The sequence below is a fragment of the Actinacidiphila glaucinigra genome (assembly GCF_035918135.1).
GTDB lineage: Bacteria > Actinomycetota > Actinomycetes > Streptomycetales > Streptomycetaceae > Actinacidiphila > Actinacidiphila glaucinigra.
In genome coordinates this window covers 1,052,814-1,070,760 of the sequence record NZ_CP109144.1, presented here as the reverse complement: position 1 = coordinate 1,070,760, position 17,947 = coordinate 1,052,814, and the positions used below count along the sequence as shown (strand labels likewise).

General features: G+C 74.1%; 21 protein-coding genes, 1 pseudogene and 1 riboswitch. Of the genes and pseudogenes, 14 read left to right on the top strand and 8 right to left on the bottom strand.

From position 1 onward, the window contains the following. Positions 1 to 74 precede the first annotated feature (74 nt). Complete coding sequence (locus OIE69_RS04605) at positions 75 to 860, bottom strand: glutathione S-transferase C-terminal domain-containing protein (protein ID WP_326570635.1); 786 nt, start codon at positions 858 to 860, stop codon at positions 75 to 77. A 201-nt stretch (positions 861 to 1,061) separates the two neighbouring features. Further along, positions 1,062 to 1,165: riboswitch (SAM riboswitch) on the bottom strand. Positions 1,166 to 1,808: 643 nt separating this feature from the next. Here OIE69_RS04605 and OIE69_RS04600 point away from each other — a divergent pair. From OIE69_RS04600 to OIE69_RS04580, 5 genes are all read left to right on the top strand, one after another. Then, complete coding sequence (locus OIE69_RS04600) at positions 1,809 to 2,936, top strand: GNAT family N-acetyltransferase (protein ID WP_326570634.1); 1,128 nt, start codon at positions 1,809 to 1,811, stop codon at positions 2,934 to 2,936. A 76-nt stretch (positions 2,937 to 3,012) separates the two neighbouring features. Next, complete coding sequence (locus tag OIE69_RS04595) at positions 3,013 to 3,129, top strand: putative leader peptide (protein ID WP_326570633.1); 117 nt, start codon at positions 3,013 to 3,015, stop codon at positions 3,127 to 3,129. A gap of 71 nt (positions 3,130 to 3,200) precedes the next feature. Further along, on the top strand, positions 3,201 to 4,451 hold the full coding sequence (locus OIE69_RS04590; RefSeq protein ID WP_326570632.1) for an LLM class flavin-dependent oxidoreductase: 1,251 nt from the start codon (positions 3,201 to 3,203) through the stop codon (positions 4,449 to 4,451). A 14-nt stretch (positions 4,452 to 4,465) separates the two neighbouring features. After that, entirely contained in the window at positions 4,466 to 5,842 is a 1,377-nt protein-coding gene (locus tag OIE69_RS04585) for an NtaA/DmoA family FMN-dependent monooxygenase (protein ID WP_326570631.1), read from the top strand. Positions 5,843 to 5,954: 112 nt separating this feature from the next. Then, entirely contained in the window at positions 5,955 to 7,082 is a 1,128-nt protein-coding gene (locus OIE69_RS04580; protein WP_326570630.1) for an LLM class flavin-dependent oxidoreductase, read from the top strand. Positions 7,083 to 7,100: 18 nt separating this feature from the next. On the opposite strand, the gene rpmF is transcribed toward OIE69_RS04580, so the two are convergent. The 4 genes from rpmF to rpmG are packed head-to-tail and all read right to left on the bottom strand — an operon-like array spanning position 7,101 to position 8,986. Further along, positions 7,101 to 7,271 carry a 50S ribosomal protein L32 gene (gene rpmF, locus OIE69_RS04575; RefSeq protein WP_326570629.1) on the bottom strand — a complete coding sequence of 57 codons (171 nt, stop codon included), beginning with the start codon at positions 7,269 to 7,271 and terminating at the stop codon, positions 7,101 to 7,103. A gap of 30 nt (positions 7,272 to 7,301) precedes the next feature. Next, positions 7,302 to 7,562: a 30S ribosomal protein S18 gene (rpsR, locus tag OIE69_RS04570; RefSeq protein ID WP_326570628.1), complete on the bottom strand. Its 261-nt coding sequence runs from the start codon at positions 7,560 to 7,562 to the stop codon at positions 7,302 to 7,304. Positions 7,563 to 7,596: 34 nt separating this feature from the next. Then, positions 7,597 to 8,772 carry a GTP-binding protein gene (locus OIE69_RS04565; protein WP_326570627.1) on the bottom strand — a complete coding sequence of 392 codons (1,176 nt, stop codon included), beginning with the start codon at positions 8,770 to 8,772 and terminating at the stop codon, positions 7,597 to 7,599. 49 nt (positions 8,773 to 8,821) lie between these two features. After that, on the bottom strand, positions 8,822 to 8,986 hold the full coding sequence (gene rpmG, locus OIE69_RS04560) for a 50S ribosomal protein L33 (protein WP_089223718.1): 165 nt from the start codon (positions 8,984 to 8,986) through the stop codon (positions 8,822 to 8,824). A 66-nt stretch (positions 8,987 to 9,052) separates the two neighbouring features. Between rpmG and rpmB the strand changes: the two genes are divergently transcribed. From rpmB to OIE69_RS04540, 4 genes are all read left to right on the top strand, one after another. Further along, complete coding sequence (gene rpmB / locus OIE69_RS04555) at positions 9,053 to 9,289, top strand: 50S ribosomal protein L28 (protein ID WP_326570626.1); 237 nt, start codon at positions 9,053 to 9,055, stop codon at positions 9,287 to 9,289. Then, positions 9,289 to 9,594, top strand: a complete 306-nt coding sequence (gene rpsN / locus OIE69_RS04550; protein ID WP_326570625.1) for a 30S ribosomal protein S14 — start codon at positions 9,289 to 9,291, stop codon at positions 9,592 to 9,594. Before rpmB ends, rpsN begins: the two co-directional genes overlap by 1 nt. Positions 9,595 to 9,659: 65 nt before the next feature. Next, a complete protein-coding gene (locus OIE69_RS04545; protein ID WP_326570624.1) occupies positions 9,660 to 9,926 on the top strand; it encodes a type B 50S ribosomal protein L31 in 267 nt (88 codons plus the stop codon). Positions 9,927 to 10,253: 327 nt separating this feature from the next. Continuing rightward, positions 10,254 to 10,490, top strand: coding sequence for a DUF397 domain-containing protein (locus tag OIE69_RS04540; RefSeq protein WP_326580975.1), 237 nt, complete (start codon positions 10,254 to 10,256; stop codon positions 10,488 to 10,490). Positions 10,491 to 10,662: 172 nt separating this feature from the next. Here the strand turns inward: OIE69_RS04540 and OIE69_RS04535 are convergent. Continuing rightward, a pseudogene (locus OIE69_RS04535) lies at positions 10,663 to 10,924 on the bottom strand (IS5/IS1182 family transposase); the annotation flags it as partial. A 63-nt stretch (positions 10,925 to 10,987) separates the two neighbouring features. Here OIE69_RS04535 and OIE69_RS04530 point away from each other — a divergent pair. Continuing rightward, complete coding sequence (locus tag OIE69_RS04530; RefSeq protein WP_326570623.1) at positions 10,988 to 11,401, top strand: cytidine deaminase family protein; 414 nt, start codon at positions 10,988 to 10,990, stop codon at positions 11,399 to 11,401. Between the two features lie 208 nt (positions 11,402 to 11,609). On the opposite strand, the gene OIE69_RS04525 is transcribed toward OIE69_RS04530, so the two are convergent. After that, positions 11,610 to 12,290, bottom strand: coding sequence for an NADPH-dependent F420 reductase (locus tag OIE69_RS04525; protein ID WP_326570622.1), 681 nt, complete (start codon positions 12,288 to 12,290; stop codon positions 11,610 to 11,612). Between the two features lie 72 nt (positions 12,291 to 12,362). Beyond that, positions 12,363 to 12,926, bottom strand: a complete 564-nt coding sequence (locus tag OIE69_RS04520) for a TetR/AcrR family transcriptional regulator (protein WP_326570621.1) — start codon at positions 12,924 to 12,926, stop codon at positions 12,363 to 12,365. Positions 12,927 to 12,987: 61 nt separating this feature from the next. On the opposite strand from OIE69_RS04520, the gene OIE69_RS04515 reads away from it, so the two are divergent. The 4 genes from OIE69_RS04515 (at position 12,988) to OIE69_RS04500 (ending at position 17,931) form a co-directional block, all read left to right on the top strand. Then, entirely contained in the window at positions 12,988 to 13,767 is a 780-nt protein-coding gene (locus OIE69_RS04515) for an SDR family NAD(P)-dependent oxidoreductase (RefSeq protein ID WP_326570620.1), read from the top strand. Positions 13,768 to 13,918: 151 nt separating this feature from the next. Then, complete coding sequence (locus tag OIE69_RS04510) at positions 13,919 to 15,346, top strand: hypothetical protein (RefSeq protein WP_326570619.1); 1,428 nt, start codon at positions 13,919 to 13,921, stop codon at positions 15,344 to 15,346. A gap of 75 nt (positions 15,347 to 15,421) precedes the next feature. Further along, a complete protein-coding gene (locus OIE69_RS04505; RefSeq protein ID WP_326570618.1) occupies positions 15,422 to 16,675 on the top strand; it encodes an AAA family ATPase in 1,254 nt (417 codons plus the stop codon). Continuing rightward, positions 16,672 to 17,931, top strand: coding sequence for a vWA domain-containing protein (locus OIE69_RS04500; RefSeq protein ID WP_326570617.1), 1,260 nt, complete (start codon positions 16,672 to 16,674; stop codon positions 17,929 to 17,931). Before OIE69_RS04505 ends, OIE69_RS04500 begins: the two co-directional genes overlap by 4 nt. The last annotated feature ends 16 nt before the right edge of the window (positions 17,932 to 17,947 follow it).

The window sequence follows — 17,947 nt, the reverse complement described above, 5'->3', positions numbered from 1 at the left end:
GCGGGCCCGCACACGCACCCCGGAGCCGTCCCCGCCCTCGCCCTGTGCGACGAGGGCGGGGACGGCTCCGTGCGTCAGACGGTGGGCGCGAGCGCGGCCGCCGTCCGCTGCGCACGGAACGCCGGGTGAAGGTCCAGACGGGCGACGTACGCCGTCAGGTGGCCGTAGGAGCAGAGCAGGCCGCTCGCGAGGTGGGAGAGGGCCACCCACACGTCGACGTCGGCGGCGGTCAGGTGCCCACCCAGGACGTACGGCCCGCAGGCCAGCCGGCGGTCCAGCAGGTCGAGGGTGGCGTGCAGGGTCCGCAGGGCCGCGTCACGGTCGGACGGTGTCCCGTCCGCGGCCAGTTCGGCGGCTCTCGTCAGGCCCGCGTCGACCGTGTGCCGGAGGCCCTCGATGTCGGGCAGGAGGGCCGGGGGACACAGCGGAGGTACGGGAGCGCACCCCTCGGCGCCGAGGCGGCCCGCGAGGTCGCCGAGGATGTCCGGGGTGTGGTTGCTGACGACCCGCCCGGTCCACCGGTCGCACAGTGCGGGCACGGTGAGCGGTCCGTCGTAGTGGTGCCACGTGGCCTCGTAGGCCGCGCGCAGCGCGGCGAGCGCGGTGTCGCCGGCGGCCCCCGCCGGGACGGGCGTCGTGGCGACGGAGTCCCGCAGCCCCAGCAGGTCGAGGGTGATGGCGACCCGTTGCGAGAGCGGGCACCCCGGCGACAGGAACAGCTCGAACCGGCGCGGCGCCGGGTAGAAGCCGCCGGCGAGGTCGACACCGATGCGGCTGCGGAAGCGGTCGGGACGGGACGCGCGCGGCAGCGCCGAACAGGAGACGTGGAGTGCGGGGTCGAGCGGGATCGTCTCGGTCATGCCCTCTCCAAGGCGTGGCGGGCCGCCGGTCGCCCCGTGGGGGCACCGGCGGCGGGACGGCTGAAGGTCCTGGGTGGAGGTCAGCCGGCCGCGCCGTACGAGCTGCAGACGCGCAGGAAGTCGATGTGCAGCCGCCGGGTGAGGAGGAGGGTTCGTGCCCTGGGCATGTCCGCCTCCCCGGCTCGGGGCCCGCCGGAGGCGGGACCGCGCTTGCCCCGCCGCACCGGCGGGACCAGGTCGTCACCCGGGGCACCCCACCGCGATGTGAGGGTTGCCGGTCAGCGGGCCGGGGCCGATGACCCACCGCGCCGCGGGGCGGCGTCGTGGGCGCTGACGATCGTGACCTGGCCATCAGTGTCGAGTCGTCAAACCCCGCGCGTCAAGGGACCCGTTCGCGTCTCATCGGACCGCTCACGATGTGAGACGGCGTCGTTGACATTCCCGGTGGGCCGTGCCTAACTTACGCCGCAGATCGGTCATGAGCTCCGGCGCGAGCCCGGCTCGCCGGGGCCGGCGCCCCCGTGTCGCGGTGGGACGCCCCGGATGACGACCGGACCGGACGGTCCGACGACGGCAATGGACGCGAGGCCCCGCGGGGCGGAACGGTGACGGTGACGACGATGCACGCAGTTCCGGGGACGGCCGCACAGCGGCCCCACGGCCGCGTCCCGTCGTGCCCGCGGCTCCCCGTCGCCGCGCTCCACGTCCCCAGCGCCTCCTGTAGCGCGTGTCCCGCGCACTGTCGCGCCCTCTGTCAAGGCTGACGGCTTCCTGAACCCCGGCCCCCGCCGCTGACGCGGCGGCGCGCCCTCCCGCCCAGGCCCGCCCAGGCTTGCTCCGCCCGCCTCCCCGCCTCCCCGCCGCATCGCCACGCCCGCCGGACGCCCGATGCCGGTGGAGCCGCTGCCGCGTGCGCGACCGGGGCGTACCGAACCGCTGGAGTCCCCCATGACCGAACCACCCGGCACCGCCGTGTCCTCCCGCCCGGCGCCGCCCCCGCCCGGAGCACCCGCCGACGCAGCGCCTCCCGCACCAGGACCGCCCACCGCAGAGCGGGTGTTGCCGCTACGGCGGCGAGGTCGCCTGATCGCCACGGCGGTCGTGCTGGTGCTCGTCGCCCAGATCGCCCACGGCCTGGTGACCAACCCCTTCTACCAGTGGGACCGCTTCGCCTACTGGTTCGTCCGGCCGGTGATCCTGGACGGGCTGCTCATCACCCTGGAGGCGGCCGCGTACAGCGCGGTGCTCGGCCTGCTGGGCGGGATCGCGCTCGCACTGGCCAGGCTCTCGGGCAGCCCCGTGCTGCGTGCCGTCAGCTGGACGTACACCTGGCTGTTCCGCTCGGTGCCGCTGATCGTGGTGCTGCTGTTCCTGTACAACTTCAGCGCGCTGTACCGGACGTTGAGCCTGGGTGTGCCCTTCGGGCCGGCTTTCCCTGGTGGCCGTCGGGGTCGGCGGGACGGTGCGCAGCGCGCCGACGTCTCCCCGTTCACCGCGCTGTCCGACCCGGCCGATCCGCGGGCCTGGGCGGACCTGACCGTACTCGCCGGGCCGGGAGCCGCCGTCGCGGTCACCGGCGCGCAGCGGCCGCCCGACGGTTGGGAACTCGTCGAGGGCGGGGTGGGGGTGCAGCTCGTCGACACCTCGCTGCGCGCCGAACACGCGCCTGAGGCGGTGCGGCTGGGCGCCGCCGACGTCCCCGAGATCCTGGAACTCGTCGCCCTCACCAGGCCGGGCCCCTTCCTCTCCCGGACCGTCGAACTCGGCACCTACCTCGGCATCCGGGAGGAGGGACGGCTGGTCGCCATGGCCGGGGAACGACTGCGGACGCCGGGATGGACGGAGATCAGCGCGGTGTGCACCCACCCCGGTCACCGCGGCCGGGGTCTGGCGACCCGGCTGGTACGCGCCGTGGCCGCGGGGATCAGGGACCGTCGGGAGACCCCCTTCCTCCATGCCGCCGCCGTCAACACCGGCGCGATCCGGCTCTACGAGTCGATCGGGTTCACCCTGCGCCGCCGGACGACCTTCCTCTTCCTGCGAACCCCGGGCGGCCCGGGGGAACAGACCGGCTAGGGAAGGCGTTCCGTTGACAGGAGGAGTACGGGCGCCGTGCCGCCCGCCGTATCCGGGGAGAGCGGAGGTGAGGTCCGTGCCGACGCCGTCCCGCGTGTCCGCCGCGGTGCCCGCCCCACCCCGCGACCCCCTGCTCTACTCCCGCGCGCACATCGACCTGCAGCGCGTGGCCGCCTCCCTCTGTCGTTCCTGACCCCCGTCCCCGCCGCCGGCCCTCCCGACGAGCGCCGGTGAGACCCGTGGTCGATCAGGAAGGCCTCTCCCATGTCCTCGGACATCCCTTCGCCGTACCCACTTCCCGATTCCTCGCCGAACGCACCGCTGCACCTCGCCGTGGCCCTCGACGGGGCCGGCTGGCACCCGGCCGCCTGGCGTGAGCAAACGGCCCGGCCCCGTGAACTGCTCACCGCCCGCTACTGGCAGGACGTCGTCACCGAGGCCGAGCGGGGGCTGCTCGACTTCGTGACGATCGAGGACTCCCTCGGTCCGCAGTCCTCCCACCCCACCGAACCCGACGGACGCACCGACCAGGTGCGCGGCCGCCTCGACGCCGTCCTGGTCGCCGCCCGGGTGGCCCCCCTGACCCGGCACATCGGTCTCGTGCCGACGGTGGTCGCCACCCACACCGAGCCGTTCCACATCTCCAAGGCCATCGCCACCCTCGACTACGTGAGCACCGGCCGGGCCGGTCTGCGCGTCCAGGTCTCGGCCCGGCCGAACGAGGCCGCGCACTTCGGCAGGCGCGCCATCCCCCCGTTCGGCATCGGGGACCTGGACACCCCGGTCGTACGGGAGCTGGTCACCGGCCTCTTCGACGAGGCGGCCGACCACGTCGAGGTGGTGCGCCGGCTCTGGGACAGCTGGGAGGACGACGCCGAGGTCCGCGACGTCGCCACCGGCCGCTTCATCGACCGCGACAAGCTCCACTACATCGACTTCGAGGGCCGGTACTTCAGCGTCAAGGGTCCCTCCATCACGCCCCGGCCGCCCCAGGGCCAGCCCGTCGTCAGCGCCCTCGCCCACAGCGGTGTGCCGTTCCGGCTCGTGGCCCGCTCCGCCGACGTCGGCTACGTGACCCCGCACGACGGGGAGCAGGCCCGCGCCATCGTCACCGAGATCCGCGCCGAGCAGCGGGCGGCCGGCCGGGAGCGCGAGCCCCTGCACGTCTTCGGCGACCTCGTGGTCCTCCTCGACGACGACGCCGGCGCGGCCCGGGCCCGCCTGGACCGGCTCGACGACCTCGCCGGCACGCCGTACACCAGCGACGCGAAGGTCTTCGCCGGCACGCCCGCAGGTCTCGCGGACCTGCTGCTGGAGTGGCGGCGGGCCGGGCTCACGGGCTTCCGGCTGCGCCCCGCCGTGATCGGCCACGACCTGCCGGCCATCACCCGGGGGCTCGTGCCCGAGCTGCAGCGCCGCGGCGCGTTCCGCGGCGCCTACGAGGCCCGCACCCTGCGCGGCCTGCTCGGCCTGGCCCGCCCCGCCAACCGCTACGCCACCAGCGCGACCGCCTGAGCCGGAGGAACCGTATGAGCAAGCCGCGCAAGCAGATCCATCTGGCCGCCCACTTCCCCGGCGTCAACAACACCACCGTATGGAGCGACCCGCAGGCCGGCAGCCACATCGAGTTCGGCTCCTTCGCGCACTTCGCACGGACCGCAGAACGCGCCAAGTTCGACTTCCTGTTCCTCGCCGAAGGCCTGCGCCTGCGCGAACAGGGTGGCAGGATCCACGACCTGGACGTGGTCGGCCGCCCCGACACCTTCACCGTCCTCGCCGCGCTCGCCGCCGTCACCGAGCGCATCGGCCTCACCGGCACCATCAACTCCACCTTCAACGAGCCCTATGAGGTGGCCCGGCAGTTCGCCAGCCTCGACCACCTCTCCGGCGGGCGCTCCGCCTGGAACGTCGTCACCTCCTGGGACGCCTTCACCGGGGAGAACTTCCGCCGAGGCGGATTCCTCCCGCAGGAGGAGCGCTACTCCCGCGCCAGGGAGTTCCTCGCCGCCGCGGGCGAGCTCTTCGACTCCTGGCACGGCGACGAGATCCTCGCCGACGGGGCGACGGGCGCCTTCCTGCGCGACGCGCGGGCCGGATCCTTCGTGCACAAGGGGCACCACTTCGACATCCAGGGGCAGTTCAACGTGCCGCGCAGCCCGCAGGGACGCCCGGTGGTCTTCCAGGCCGGCGACTCCGAGGAGGGCCGGGAGTTCGCGGCCGCCGACGCCGACGCCATCTTCAGCCGCTACAGCACCTTCGAGGAGGGCCGGGCCTTCTACCGCGACGTCAAGGCCCGGCTGCCGAAGTACGGGCGCGCCCCGGACCAGTTGCTGATCCTTCCCGCCGCGACCTTCGTCCTCGGCGACAGCGACGCGGAGGCGGCCGAACTGGCCCGCGAGGTGCGGCGGCAGCAGGTCAGCGGGGCCACCGCGATCAAGCACCTGGAGTTCGTCTGGAACCGCGACCTGTCCGCCCACGACCCGGACGGCCCCCTCCCGGACGTCGACCCCGATCCCGGCGAGCACACCGTCGCCCGCGGCCGCGCCCAGGTGCGCATGTACCGCGACCCTCTGGCCACCGCCCGCGAGTGGCGCGAGCTGGCCGCCGCCAACGGGTGGTCGATCCGCGACCTGGTCATCGAGACCGGCAACCGCCAGTCCTTCGTGGGATCCCCGGCCACCGTCGCCGCGGCCATCGACGACTTCGTGCAGGCCGACGCCGCCGACGGCTTCATCCTCGTCCCGCACGTCACTCCCGGCGGCCTGGACTCCTTCGCCGACACCGTCGTCCCGCTGCTGCAGGAACGGGGCGTCTTCCGCGCCGACTACGAGGGCACCACCCTGCGCGACCACCTCGGCCTCGCCCGCCCCGACGCGCAGACCCCGGCGGAGCGGGCCGCGTCGTGAGCCAGTCCGAGGTCGCACCGGTGCTGCGGCGGGCCATCCCGGACCCGCCGTTCGCCTGGGGCCCGGACCCGTCCTCGCCCGAACCCGCCCACCGCTGAGGAGAACGCCCACCGTGTCCCGTACGCCGCTCGGAGTCCTCGACCTCGTCCCGATATCCTCCGGCTCCACCGCCGCGCAGGCCCTGCGCAACAGCATCGACCTCGCCCGGCAGGCGGAGGAGTCCGGCTACGCCCGCTACTGGTTCGCCGAGCACCACCTCAACCCCGGTGTCGCCGGCACCTCGCCCGCCGTCCTGCTGGCCCTCACCGCGGCCGCGACCTCCACGATCCGGCTGGGCTCGGGGGCCGTCCAACTCGGCCACCGCACCGCCCTGTCCACGGTCGAGGAGTTCGGCCTCATCGACGCCCTGCACCCGGGGCGCCTCGACCTGGGGCTCGGCCGCTCCGGGGGCCGCCCGCCGGGCGGCGCGGCCGATCCGGTGCCGTCCACGACACCGGTCGTGGACGGGCGGACGCCGGGCGGGCTGCGGATCCCGCCGAAGTTCTCCTTCGAGCATCTGCTCGGCTCACCCCGTATCGCGCTCCAGCGGCAGCTGCTGCAGCAGCCCGGCGCGCGCTCCCAGGAGTACGGGGAGCAGGTCGACGACATCCTGGCGCTGCTGCGCGGCACCTACCGCTCGGCGGACGGCGTCGAGGCGCACGTCGTGCCGGGGGAGGGCGCCGACGTCCAGGTGTGGATCCTCGGCAGCAGCGGCGGCCGGAGCGCCGAGGTCGCCGGCCGGCACGGATTGCACTTCGCCGCGAACTACCACGTCAGCCCGGGCACCGTCCTGGAGGCGGTCGACGGCTACCGTGCCGCCTTCCAGCCGGGCGGCGTGCTCGACAAGCCCTACGTCAGCGTCTCCGCCGACGTCGTCGTCGCGCAGGACGACGCGAGGGCCCGCGAGCTCGCCACCGGCTACGCCCCCTGGGTCCGCAGCATCCGGACCGCCGAGGGCGCCATCGAGTTCCCCACCCCCGGACAGGCCCGGGCGCACCCGTGGACGGAGGCGGACCGGGCGCTGGTGGCCGACCGGGTCGAGACCCGGTTCGTCGGCTCGCCGCAGCGTGTCGCCGACCAGTTGGAGCAGCTCCAGGAGGCCACCGGCGCCGACGAGTTGATCGTGACCACCATCACCCACGACCACGAGGACCGGGTCCGTTCCCATCGGCTCCTGGCCGAGGAGTGGCACCGGCGCTGACGGTCCGGCGCGGCGGCGTCAGTCCCGCCCGGGCAGCAGGCCGCGCCGGAACGCAGCGACGAGGTGGACCGGCACCAACTGCTCGCGGCCGTCGACGGTGACCGGGACCAGGTGGGGAGCCGCGGCCTTCCACCGGGCGCGGCGGTGACGGGTGTTGCTGCGGGAGGTCTTGCGTTTGGGTACGGCCACGGGGGTTCTCCTTCGGGGACGGGTGCGCGGTCAGCGGGAGGCGTACGGCAGCAGGGCCATCTCGCGGGCGTTCTTTATCGCCCGGGCGAGGGCCCGCTGCTGCCGGGCGGTGACGCGGGTGACCCGCCGGCTGCGGATCTTGCCCCGGTCGGAGATGAGCCTCCGCAGCAGGTCGGTGTCCTTGTAGTCGACGTACTCGATGCCGGCGGCGATGAGCGGGTTGGGCCGGGACGCGCGGGCGTCCTTGCCCCTGCCCTTGCTCCTGGGCGTGGCGGTGCGGGCTGTCTTCACGGTGCTGTCTCCGGTGGTCGTCGCGGTGTGCGGTTCAGGCCGCGTGGTCGAGGAAGCCGTCGAAGGCGTGGGGGAGGCGGCGCCAGCCGTCTGGTCCCGCGGCGTACTCGGCGTCCGTGAGCAGGCAGCGGTCGAGGGTGGCCACGAGTCCTTCGCGGTCCAGGCCGGGCGAGGTGAAGGTGAGGTGCTGTCCGCGGTCGCCGTGCTCCGGGTGCCAGTCCAGGGCGGCCGCCACCCGCCGTTCGGGCGGCACCATCTCCCACGCCGCGTCGGGGAGCGCGGCGAGCCACGGCCCGACGTCCTCGATGCACAGCGCGCCGCCGGCGGCCTCCCAGGAGAGCAGGGTGTCGGGATGGTCGGCCAGCCAGAAGCGGCCGCGGCTGCGTGCGGCGGCGCAGCTGAGGTCCTCCAGGGCCGCGTGCAGCCGGCCGGGATGGAAGGGCCGGGCGGACCGCCACACCAGGGTGGCGACACCGTGGGCGTCGGCCTCCTGGGGCAGCAGGGCACAGGCCGGATGCTGCCGTGCGGCGGCCGCGGCGACGTCGAAGCCGGACCGTGCGGCCGGGGCGAGCCGGCCCGTGCCGATGGCGACCTGACGGGCCGTCGGGTGGAGCTGGGTGAGCAGTTCGACGTCGCCGGGGTCGGCGTCCTCGCCCGGCGCGAGGGCGAGGACGCCGGCGTACTCCAGTTGCCGGGCCAGGGTGTCGGCGACGGTGCGGTGGTCGCCCGGAGCGACGGCGAGGCCGTGTTCGGTGAGGTCGTCGCCGCAGCCGAGGTGGTCGAGCAGGAGGGCGGGGTCGACGCAGGTGACCACCCCGGCCGCCGCCAGCAGGTTCCCCGAGAGGCTGCCGTCGGGCAGCGGGGTGCCGACCAGGACCTCGGCCATCGCCTGTGGTTCCACCGAGTCCCACAGTTCGACGACGGCGAGCCGGCAGGACGGGTCCGCGGCCAGCGCCAGCAGCTCGGGGAGCAGGTCGGCGCGGAGCGCGCAGCAGGCGCAGTCGTTCACGAGCTCGGTGTCGGTCCGGGAGAGGACGCCCGCGCGGTCACTGAGGACGCGCCGGACGGGTCCGCCGACGGCGGGCCGCAGGTCGTGGTGGAGGGCGAGGGCCCCGGCGGTGGAGTGCAGGAGTTCGCGCACCGCGGCCCGGCGGGCCTCGGCGTGCAGACCGCCGACGAGGACGACGGGCAGCTTGGGGCTGCTGTCCACGGGAGGTGCCTTTCGTGTCAGGGGTCGAGCGGGTGAAGAGCGGGGCGGGTCAGCGTTCCTCGCGGAACTCGACGTGACGCCGGACCACCGGGTCGTACTTGCGCAGGACCAGGCGGTCCGGGTCGTTCCGGCGGTTCTTGCGGGTCACGTAGGTGTGGCCGGTCCCGGCGGTGGAGCGGAGCTTGATGACGGGGCGTAGGTCGGTGCGTGCCATGCCGGGTACTATACAGAACTGGTTTTCATTTCCAATAAGCTCGATGAGCCGACAGAACGGACCGACATGCCCGCACACTGCCAACTCACCGGCCGCAAGCCCGGCTTCGGCAACTCCGTCTCGCACTCCCACCGGCGCACCAGGCGCCGCTTCGACCCGAACATCCAGCACAAGCGCTACCTGCTGCCCAGCGAGGGCCGCACCGTCCGGCTCACGCTGAGCGCCAAGGGCATCAAGACCGTCGACCGCATCGGTATCGAGAAGGCCGTCGCCGTCATCCGCGCCCGGGGAGGCCGGGTCTGATGGCCAAGGCCGGGAAGATCGCGAAGAACGAGCAGCGCAAGGCCGTCGTGGCGCGGTTCGCCGTACGGCGCGCCGAACTCAAGGACGTCCTGCGCCGCCCCACCGCCACCCCGCGGGAGAAGGCCGACGCGCGGCGGGAGCTGGACCGGCAGCCTCGCGACGCCAGCGCCACCCGGGTCCGCAACCGCGACGCCCTCGACGGGCGGGCCCGCGGCCACCTGCGGGCGTTCGGCCTCTCCCGGATCACCATGCGCGCCCAGGCGCACGCGGGCCACCTGCCCGGAGTGCGCAAGGCCTCCTGGTGACACCGCCCTCCCGGAACACCGCACCACCGGCCCCCGCGGCCCGTACGACACCTCACGGAGAACCCATGAAACCCGGCATCCACCCGGACTACCGTCCGGTCGTCTTCCGCGACCGCGCGGCGGACTTCGCCTTCCTCACCCGCTCCACGATGACCAGCGAGAAGACCGTCGTCTGGGAGGACGGCAGGACCTACCCCGTGGTGGACGTGGAGATCTCCTCCGCGAGCCACCCCTTCTACACCGGTACCGCCCGCGTGGTGGACACCGCCGGCCGCGTCGAGCGGTTCCGGCGCCGCTACGGGACCGGGGACACGGCACCCGGCGGAAGCTGACGGAGGCCGCTGCCCCACGGCGGTGCTCCGGCACCGGCCCTCCCGGTGCAGGGGCGCCGCCTCGCGCGCGTACGCGCACGATCCGCCGCGGCGCCCGCGAACACGGCGGGGATGTATGACGACGCACGGTTCGTCCGGAAGCGCCTGGACGCCGGCCGCTCGACTCGCCGCGTGTTCTCGCAGGCGGTTGCGGCGAGGGGACCGGCCGGTGCTCGATACGGCTCCGCTCCGGGGCGGACAGCCGGCCGGGAGTGCGAGATGCACACGAGGACCATCAGAGCGACGCTGAAAGGAGAAGTCCGTCCGAGCGCAATAGGAGATCCCCTGATGGACGCAGGCAAGGCAGAGCTGTACGCAATGGACCTGACTGATGCGGACTGGGTCGCGAGCAGCTACTCCAACAGGTGGGACAAGACGTGTGTGGAGGTCGCAGACCTCGGCGGCGGAGCGGTCGCGGTCCGCGATTCGCAGAACAAGGACTTGCCGCCGCTGCGGTTCACGGCGGAGGAGTGGGCGGCGTTTCGACTGGGAGTACGTGACGGCGAATTCGGCTGGAGACCTTGAGCCTTTTCCAGCCTGACGCAAGTCGCACCGCGGTCGCCGCCAGGGCGGTGCCCGACTGTTCAGGAGCCTTCGGTGTCCGGCCGCTTCGCGGACTGGAGCAGATACGGGGGGAGTTTTGAACTGGCGGACGGCGCCTCGATGCCGACCGACGCCCCAGGCCGCACCGTCCTGAGGCTGACGGGGCGAGGTGCAAGGCCAGTACGGCCTTGACGATGTCGGTGATACAGCTGGTGCCGCAACTGCGAAGGAGCCGACGGCTCGGATCCTGACGTGGGTGGAGTTCACCGCCCGCTTGCCCGCTGGGAACGTGCTCCATCGGCGCCGGTGAGGCACCGGGATCGTCCCCCGAGCTCCCTGATTCCCCGTGGCTGCCCACGTTCGGACGCCGGCCTCGGTCAGGGGACGATGCCGTGTGCGGACTTGATGTCGTGGATATTTGCTTGCGCGTGGTCGTTACGCGGGTCAACGTCGCCTGACAGCTGACGAAGGCAGAGAAGATGACCACGCAGACCCACCACGTCGACCACGAACTCATACAGGCCGCAGCCCACGTTGCGCGCACTCGTTGCCGGGGCGACAACCACACCATGGCGGCGGCGGCCCGTGCCCAGGACGGCCGGATCATCACCGCGGTGAACGCCTACCACTTCACCGGAGGCCCCTGCGCCGAGCTGGTCCTTATCGGCGCGGCAGCCGCCCAGGGCGCCTACGAGCTGCACACGATCGTCGCCGTGGGCGACCGGGACCGGGGGGTTGTCCCCCCATGCGGCCGGTGTCGGCAAGTCCTCCTCGACTACTTCCCTGCCCTCAAGGTCATCGTCGGCGATGACGTCCGCGTCCGAACCGTCGCCATTGCCGACTTGCTGCCCGAAAGCTACGTCTGGGCCGACCACCAGCTCGACGCCGAGTAAACCGTCACTCGGCACGAGCCGCCGCTGCCGGGGCAGGGCTCGAGTGCGACGTCAGTTCACCCACCGAGCCCACGGACGAACAGGTGCTCCACGTCGTGGAACGAGTCGTTCTGGCCCCCGACGAGGTCAACCACCGATCACGAGCCCGTGACCTGTGCGAACGCCGGACCCCGAGGCCTCCGGCGCCGGAGGCCGCGGGCTCCGTCCCTCAGCGGGTGGCGGCGGCGAGCGCGGCCCGGATCACGTCGGCGGGCACGGGGGTCCCCGTCACCTTCGCGAAGTCGGCCTCGCCGCCCGCGTACGGCAGGCCGTAGACCGGGGTGCCGGGCTGGGAGCGCCAACTGTCGGCGAGGGTGCCGTAGGCGACCGCGTCGTAGCCGAGTACGTCGAGGAGGTTCGCCGCGTCCGCGACGGCGGCGGGGTCGTCGCCGGCGATCGGGAGGGCGGTCCGGTCGGGGGAGCCCTTGGGCCGGGCGAGCTCCGCGAGGTGGCGGAAGAAGATGTTGTTGAACGACTTCACCACGTGGGCGTCGGGCAGGTGGCCCTGGAGCAGCCCGCTCTCCGTGGTCGTTCCGTCCTCGAGCGCGGCGATCCGGCCGTCGCGCTGGGGGTAGTAGTTGCCGGTGTCGATGACCGTCTTCCCGGCCGTCGGGGCCAGGGGGACCTGGTCGAAGGCCCCGAGCGGGATCGTCACCACGACCCAGTCGCCCGCCGCGGCCGCCTCGGCCGGGGTCGCGGCGCGTGCCCGGGGGCCCAGCTCGGCCACCAGGCCGTCCAGGGTCTCCGGCCCGCGCGAGTTGCTGAGCACCACGTCGAGGCCCGCGGCCACGGCGAGCCGTGCCAGGGTGCCGCCGATGGATCCGCTGCCGATCAGTCCAAGAGTCGCCATGTAGGCGGCAACCCCGTGCCCCGCGGTTCTGTTTCCGAGGGGCCGCAAAGAGCGTGCAAAACGGGAAGGTGGTCAGCCGTCGAGGAGCAGGTCGAACACCTGTTCCAGCCTCCGGGTCAGGGCTTGCTCGTCGGTGTCGTTGAGCGTGGTGCTGCCGATGATCGTGCGCATCAGCCAGAAGCCCGCGACGACCGAGAGGGCCATGGCGGCACGTTCGGTTCCCCGCAACTCCGGTGCGACGTCGAGCAGATGGGCTTCGACGTGGTTCTCGATGCCGGCCCGCAGGATCTCCGCGGCGCGGGGGTTGGGCGCCGAGCGCAGCATGAGGAGGAACGGGTCGAGGCTGTCGGCCTCCGGCGCGGTCCGGCGGACCAGCGCGGCGGCCACGTCACGGGCAAGGGTGGCCGGGTCGCTGGTGAGGACCGTGCGCTCGGTCATGGACGCCTCCACCACCTCGGCGAAGAGCCCTTCCTTGGAGCCGAAGTAGCGGCCCACCAGCATCGCGGTGACTCCCGCGGCCTTGGCGATCTCCCGCACCCCGACACCGTCGTAGCCGTGCCGGGTGAAGGCCTCGATGCCCGCACGCAGGATGGCCTCCTTGGTGGCGGCCGCGTCGCGGCGTCGCGGAGTCGTCATGTCGACGAGTGTAGACTGAGGTCATGTCTACAGGTGTATACATGATCGGAAGGACAACGCGATGGATCTGAACCTGAACGGCCGCCGGGCCCTCGTGACCGGTTCCAGCTCCGGCCTCGGCGCGGCGATCGCCGAACTGCTCGCTGCGGAGGGCGCCGACGTCGTGGTGCACGGACGGGACGAGGCACGGACGCGCGAGGTCGCGGAGAAGATCGGCGCCGTCGCCGTGGCGATCGGCGACCTCGCCACGGACGACGGCGCCGACGCCGTGGCCCGCGTCGCGGGGGAGCCCGACGTCCTGGTCAACAACGCCGGTTCGTACGAGCACGTCGGCTGGGCCGAGGCCACCGCGGCGGAGTGGCTGCGCACGTACGAGGTCAACGTGGTCTCGGGTGTCCGTATGATCCAGCGGCTGGTGCCCGGGATGCGCGAGCGCGGCTGGGGCCGGGTGATCCAGATCGGCGGCGGGCTCGCCTCGCAGCCGATCGCGATGCAGCCCCACTACAACGCGTCCCTCGCCGCGCGGCACAACCTGGCCGTCTCCCTGGCGCGGGAGCTGAAGGACACCGGGGTGACCTCCAACGTGGTCTCTCCCGGGGCGATCCTCGTCGACGCGGTGCAGGACCTGATCACCGGACTCGCGCCGGAGCGCGGCTGGGGCCGGACGTGGCAGGAGATCGAGCGCAACGCCGCGCGGGACTTCGTGCCCAACGACATCGGCCGCTTCGGCCGCCCCGAGGAGATCGCGGGCGCCGTCGCCTACCTGGCGAGCCCCTACGCGGACTACATCAGCGGCGCCACGATCCGCGTCGACGGCGGCACCATCCGCTCCGTGACGTGAGCCGGGCTCCCGCGGAGCACGGCGGCGCCCGGTGCCGGGACCCCGGCGACGGCAGGGGTCTGACAGATCGTGACGGGAACGCTATGCTCCCGGCGATGACGACTTACTCTTCTTCCAGATTGGGGGACCCGTCCGCGCAAGGTGAGTGCTGATGCTCACTCAGACCGCGAACGAGGATTCCCGCCTCTCCTTCTGGCTGCGCGTGCGCGAGTTCGCCGTGCCGCCGTCCATGGTCGAGATCGCGACCGCCCGCCGCCGAACCGGTGACTGGGCGGGGGCGTGCGCCGCCGCCGGTATCGACGTCGACCTCGATCTCCGTTCCCTCGCCCGCACCCACGGCCGGGAACTCGCGGCCCGGGTCCGGGCCGACCTCCGCCATCTGGCTCCCGACCTGCTGCGCTGGCACATGCCGCGGGTCGCTCCCGACGGTCTGCTGCGCCCAGCGCTGACCATCGCCCTGGCCCGGTACGGGGCCTCGGGGCCGGAGGGCGGTGACCGGGTGCACCTCGTGGTCCGGACCCCGCCCGCGTGGGCGGACGGCGGGCAGCGGTTCAGCCTCGCGCTGTGGGACCCGGCCCACCCCGGGGCGGGTGCCCGCCACCATCCGCACCACCGGCCCCACCGGCGGTTCCGCCTCGATCTGCACCGGCACCTGTGGGACGCGCGCAGAACCGGTGAGCTGCCGCTGCGCGCCGGAAGCGGTGGCCGCCGGCCCGTCGATCCGCCTCTCCTCCGGGACGCGGAGCCGCCGGGGCCACTGCCGCCGTACCGGCGCTGCGCGGTCGACCGGTGGGAGGACGAGGCGCGGATGGTGCTGCGTGCCGAGGGCCGGACCTCCGGTGCCGTCACCGTGCGTTTGGGCTCGCGCCACCGGCTGATCGTGGACGTGGCCGGCGGGGACGGCGGCGCGGGAGCGCCCACCGCGCGGATCACGGAGGCGACCGGAGCCGGCGGCGGCAGCCGGCCGCTGCCGGTGCTGCCGGACGCGGCGACCTGGGTGCCGCCGGATGTGGAACTGCTCGCCGCGGGTCTGATCGGCGCCGACGGACTGCACCCGCTGGTGGCGGCCGCGCTCGTGCCCGGCCACCCGGCGTCCGGGCCGTCCCTGCCGACGGGCGGGCCGGGAGGACCGCGCGTCGTGGAGTGCCGGGGCGCACCGCACCGGATCGGCCTGGTCGACGGTGTCCTGACCGCGCTGGACCACGAGCCGGACGAGATCCGCCGGGAGGAGCTGCTGGTCGCCCTGACCGGCACCCCGCTGCCGTGCCTGCAGGCGATCGACCGGGCGCACCGGCGTCCGGAATCCCTCGCCGACGTACGGGCACGCCTGGACCACGGCGACATCGCCGGCGCGCTGGCCGTCGTCGAGGGCCTGCTCGGTCCCGGCGCGGTGCTCCGCGACGGCCCGCTGCGGGACGAACTGGAGGCGGCAGCCCAACGGCGCATCGCGTACGGCCTGTTCCGGGCCGGCCTGGCGGGGCCCGCTCCCGGGCGGGTGCCGCCGCGCGCGTACCCCCCGGCGCTCCGCACCCGGCCCCGCCGCGGCCGTCCCGACCCGCGGTACCGCACCGCCCGCTGACCCGGGACGTGCGCGGCGTCCTCGCGCACGCCTCCGTACCCCCTTCGACTTCACGAACCCCCGAGGTGATCACCCATGCCCACGTCCGCCCCGTCCACCCTGCCCGCCGACCTGGTCTCCGCCCCCCAACTCGACGTCGCCGAGACCCTGTTGGCGATGCTGCGCCGCACCACCACCGAACCGCGCCCCGACACCCAGTTGGAGGCCCTCACCCTGGCCGTCGCCGCCGACCTGCCCGTGCTCCTCTGGGGCGAGCCCGGGATCGGCAAGACCGCCGCGCTCACCCAGCTCGCCGTCGCGCTCGACCTCCCGCTGACCACGGTGATCGCCAGCGTCCACGAGCCGTCCGACTTCTCGGGGCTGCCCGTCGTCGGGGACGACCCCGCGGAGCAGGGCGTACCGATGGCCCCGCCGGACTGGGCCGTACGCCTGGTCCGGGCCGGCCGGGGCCTGCTCTTCCTCGACGAGCTGTCCACCGCGCCGCCCGCCGTGCAGGCGGCCCTGCTCCGCCTCGTGCTGGAGCGGCGGATCGGCGCCCTGCGGCTGCCGCCCGGGGTCCGGATCGTGGCCGCCGCGAACCCCCGTTCCTCGGCGGCCGACGGCTGGGAACTGAGCGCGCCGCTGGCCAACCGGTTCGTCCACCTCCAGTGGACCCACGACCACGACGTGGTGGTCCGCGGCCTGGGCGGGACCTGGCCCCGGGCGACGCTGCCCCGGCTCGACCCGGGCAAGCTGCCCGGTGCCGTGGACTTCGCCCGGCGCGCGGTGTGCGGGCTGCTCGCCGCCCGCCCCGGCCTCGTCCACCGCCTCCCCACCGGCGAGACCCGCCGCGGCGGTGCCTGGCCGTCCCCGCGCAGCTGGGAGATGACGCTGTGCCTGATCGCCTTCGCGACCGCGGCCGGGGCCTCCCAGGAGGTGCTCTCCCTGCTCGTCCGGGGCACCGTGGGGGACGGCCCGGGGCTGGAACTGCTGGCGAGCATCGACCGGATGGACCTCCCCGACCCCGAGGACGTGCTCGCCGACCCGGCGGGTGCCGTACTGCCCGAGCGGGGGGACCTGCGCCAGGCCGTCCTGGACGGTGTGGTGGACGCCGTCCGCAACCGGCCGGAGAAGTCCCGCTGGGACGCGGCGTGGGCGCTGCTCGTCCGGGCCCTGGAGACCGGGGCGCCCGACCTCGTGGTCGTCCCCGCGACCACGCTCGCCTCGCTGCGCCGCGAGGACTGGGACGTCCCCGCGGCCATCGAGCGGCTCGCCGGAGCGGTGTCCCTGTCCCGGCGCGCCGACCGGGCGGCCGAGCGGTCCGGGCTCGTCGCGAAGGCCGGCCGGTGAGCGCGCAGGCGCCCGCGGCGCTGGACCGCGAGAAGCTCTTCGCCGCCCGGCTGTACGCCGCGCGGGTCCGCCCCTACCTGGCGACGGCGCTGTTCGCGCTGCACGTCGTGGAGTCCCGGCGGGTGCCGACGATGGCCGTCGACCCGCACTGGCGGTGCTACGTCTCACCGGCGTTCGTGGACCGCACGCCGCTCGAGGAACTGGCCGGTGTGTGGGTGCACGAGGTGTCGCACCTGCTGCGCGACCACCACGCGCGCGGTGACCGCGTCGCACGGCAGCAGGGACTGGAGGGCCCGGCGGAGCGGCTGCGGATGAACATCGCCGCGGACTGCGAGGTCAACGACGACGCCTTCGGGGAGGGGCTGGACACGCCCCGGGGCGCGGTGCTCCCGCAGTCCCTGGGGCTCCCCGAGGGGAAGCTCATGGAGGACTACCTCGGGCTGTTCGGAATCGGCCCACTCACCAAGGACTTCGTCTGGCTGGACTGCGGCAGCGGCGCGGACGGCCTGGAACGCGAGTGGGACCTCGGCCCGGAGGGCGCCCACGGCCTGGGCGAGCAGGAACGCGACGCCGTCCGCTTCCGCGTGGCGCAGGCCGTCAACGGCCGCCCGGGCAACGCGCCCAAGAGCTGGCGGCGGTGGGCCGAGGAGGCGTTCCACCCGCCGCAGCAGTGGCGGGACCTGCTGGGAGCGGCGGTGCGCTCGGCGGCGTCCGGTTCCGGCGCGGGCCAGGACTACAGCTACGGACGGCCCTCGCGCCGGTCGGCCGGTGTGCCGGGCGTCGTCCTGCCGAGCCTGCGGCGCAGACCGCCCCGGGTCTGCGTGGTCATCGACACGTCCGGCTCCGTCAGCGACGCGGAACTGGGCAGCGCGCTCCTCGAAGTGGCCGCCATCTCCCGCGCGGTGGGCGGCCGCCGCGACATGGTCACCGTCGTGCCGTGCGACGCGGCGGCACGGATCGTCCACCCGCTGTGCAGCGCCGAGGACATCCCGCTGGTGGGCGGTGGTGGTACGGACCTGCGCAGCGGCTTCGCGCGGGCGCTGCGCACCCGGCCGCGGCCGGACGTCGTCGTGGTGCTGACCGACGGTCAGACGCCCTGGCCGCAGTCGCGCCCGGCCTGCCGCACGGTCGTGGGCCTGTTCCCCCGCCGGGGCGGGCGCCGCTCGTGGCGTGAGAACGATCCCGACTACGTGCCGGACACACCGCCCGACTGGGCGCGCGTGGTCGTCATCGGGTCGTCCGGCGCCGCCGGGTGACGGTCGCGGGGAGAAG

Coding starts and splice junctions, on each gene's coding strand:
- OIE69_RS04545 (WP_326570624.1), top strand. CDS start 9,660: ATGAAACCCGGCATCCACCCGGACTACCGTCCGGTCGTCTTCCGCGAC.
- OIE69_RS04600 (WP_326570634.1), top strand. CDS start 1,809: ATGACCGAACCACCCGGCACCGCCGTGTCCTCCCGCCCGGCGCCGCCC.
- OIE69_RS04605 (WP_326570635.1), bottom strand. CDS start 860: ATGACCGAGACGATCCCGCTCGACCCCGCACTCCACGTCTCCTGTTCG.
- rpmG (WP_089223718.1), bottom strand. CDS start 8,986: ATGGCACGCACCGACCTACGCCCCGTCATCAAGCTCCGCTCCACCGCC.
- OIE69_RS04515 (WP_326570620.1), top strand. CDS start 12,988: ATGGATCTGAACCTGAACGGCCGCCGGGCCCTCGTGACCGGTTCCAGC.
- OIE69_RS04505 (WP_326570618.1), top strand. CDS start 15,422: ATGCCCACGTCCGCCCCGTCCACCCTGCCCGCCGACCTGGTCTCCGCC.
- OIE69_RS04530 (WP_326570623.1), top strand. CDS start 10,988: ATGACCACGCAGACCCACCACGTCGACCACGAACTCATACAGGCCGCA.
- OIE69_RS04585 (WP_326570631.1), top strand. CDS start 4,466: ATGAGCAAGCCGCGCAAGCAGATCCATCTGGCCGCCCACTTCCCCGGC.
- OIE69_RS04540 (WP_326580975.1), top strand. CDS start 10,254: ATGGACGCAGGCAAGGCAGAGCTGTACGCAATGGACCTGACTGATGCG.
- OIE69_RS04590 (WP_326570632.1), top strand. CDS start 3,201: ATGTCCTCGGACATCCCTTCGCCGTACCCACTTCCCGATTCCTCGCCG.
- OIE69_RS04510 (WP_326570619.1), top strand. CDS start 13,919: ATGCTCACTCAGACCGCGAACGAGGATTCCCGCCTCTCCTTCTGGCTG.
- rpmB (WP_326570626.1), top strand. CDS start 9,053: ATGCCCGCACACTGCCAACTCACCGGCCGCAAGCCCGGCTTCGGCAAC.
- rpsN (WP_326570625.1), top strand. CDS start 9,289: ATGGCCAAGGCCGGGAAGATCGCGAAGAACGAGCAGCGCAAGGCCGTC.
- OIE69_RS04525 (WP_326570622.1), bottom strand. CDS start 12,290: ATGGCGACTCTTGGACTGATCGGCAGCGGATCCATCGGCGGCACCCTG.
- OIE69_RS04520 (WP_326570621.1), bottom strand. CDS start 12,926: ATGACGACTCCGCGACGCCGCGACGCGGCCGCCACCAAGGAGGCCATC.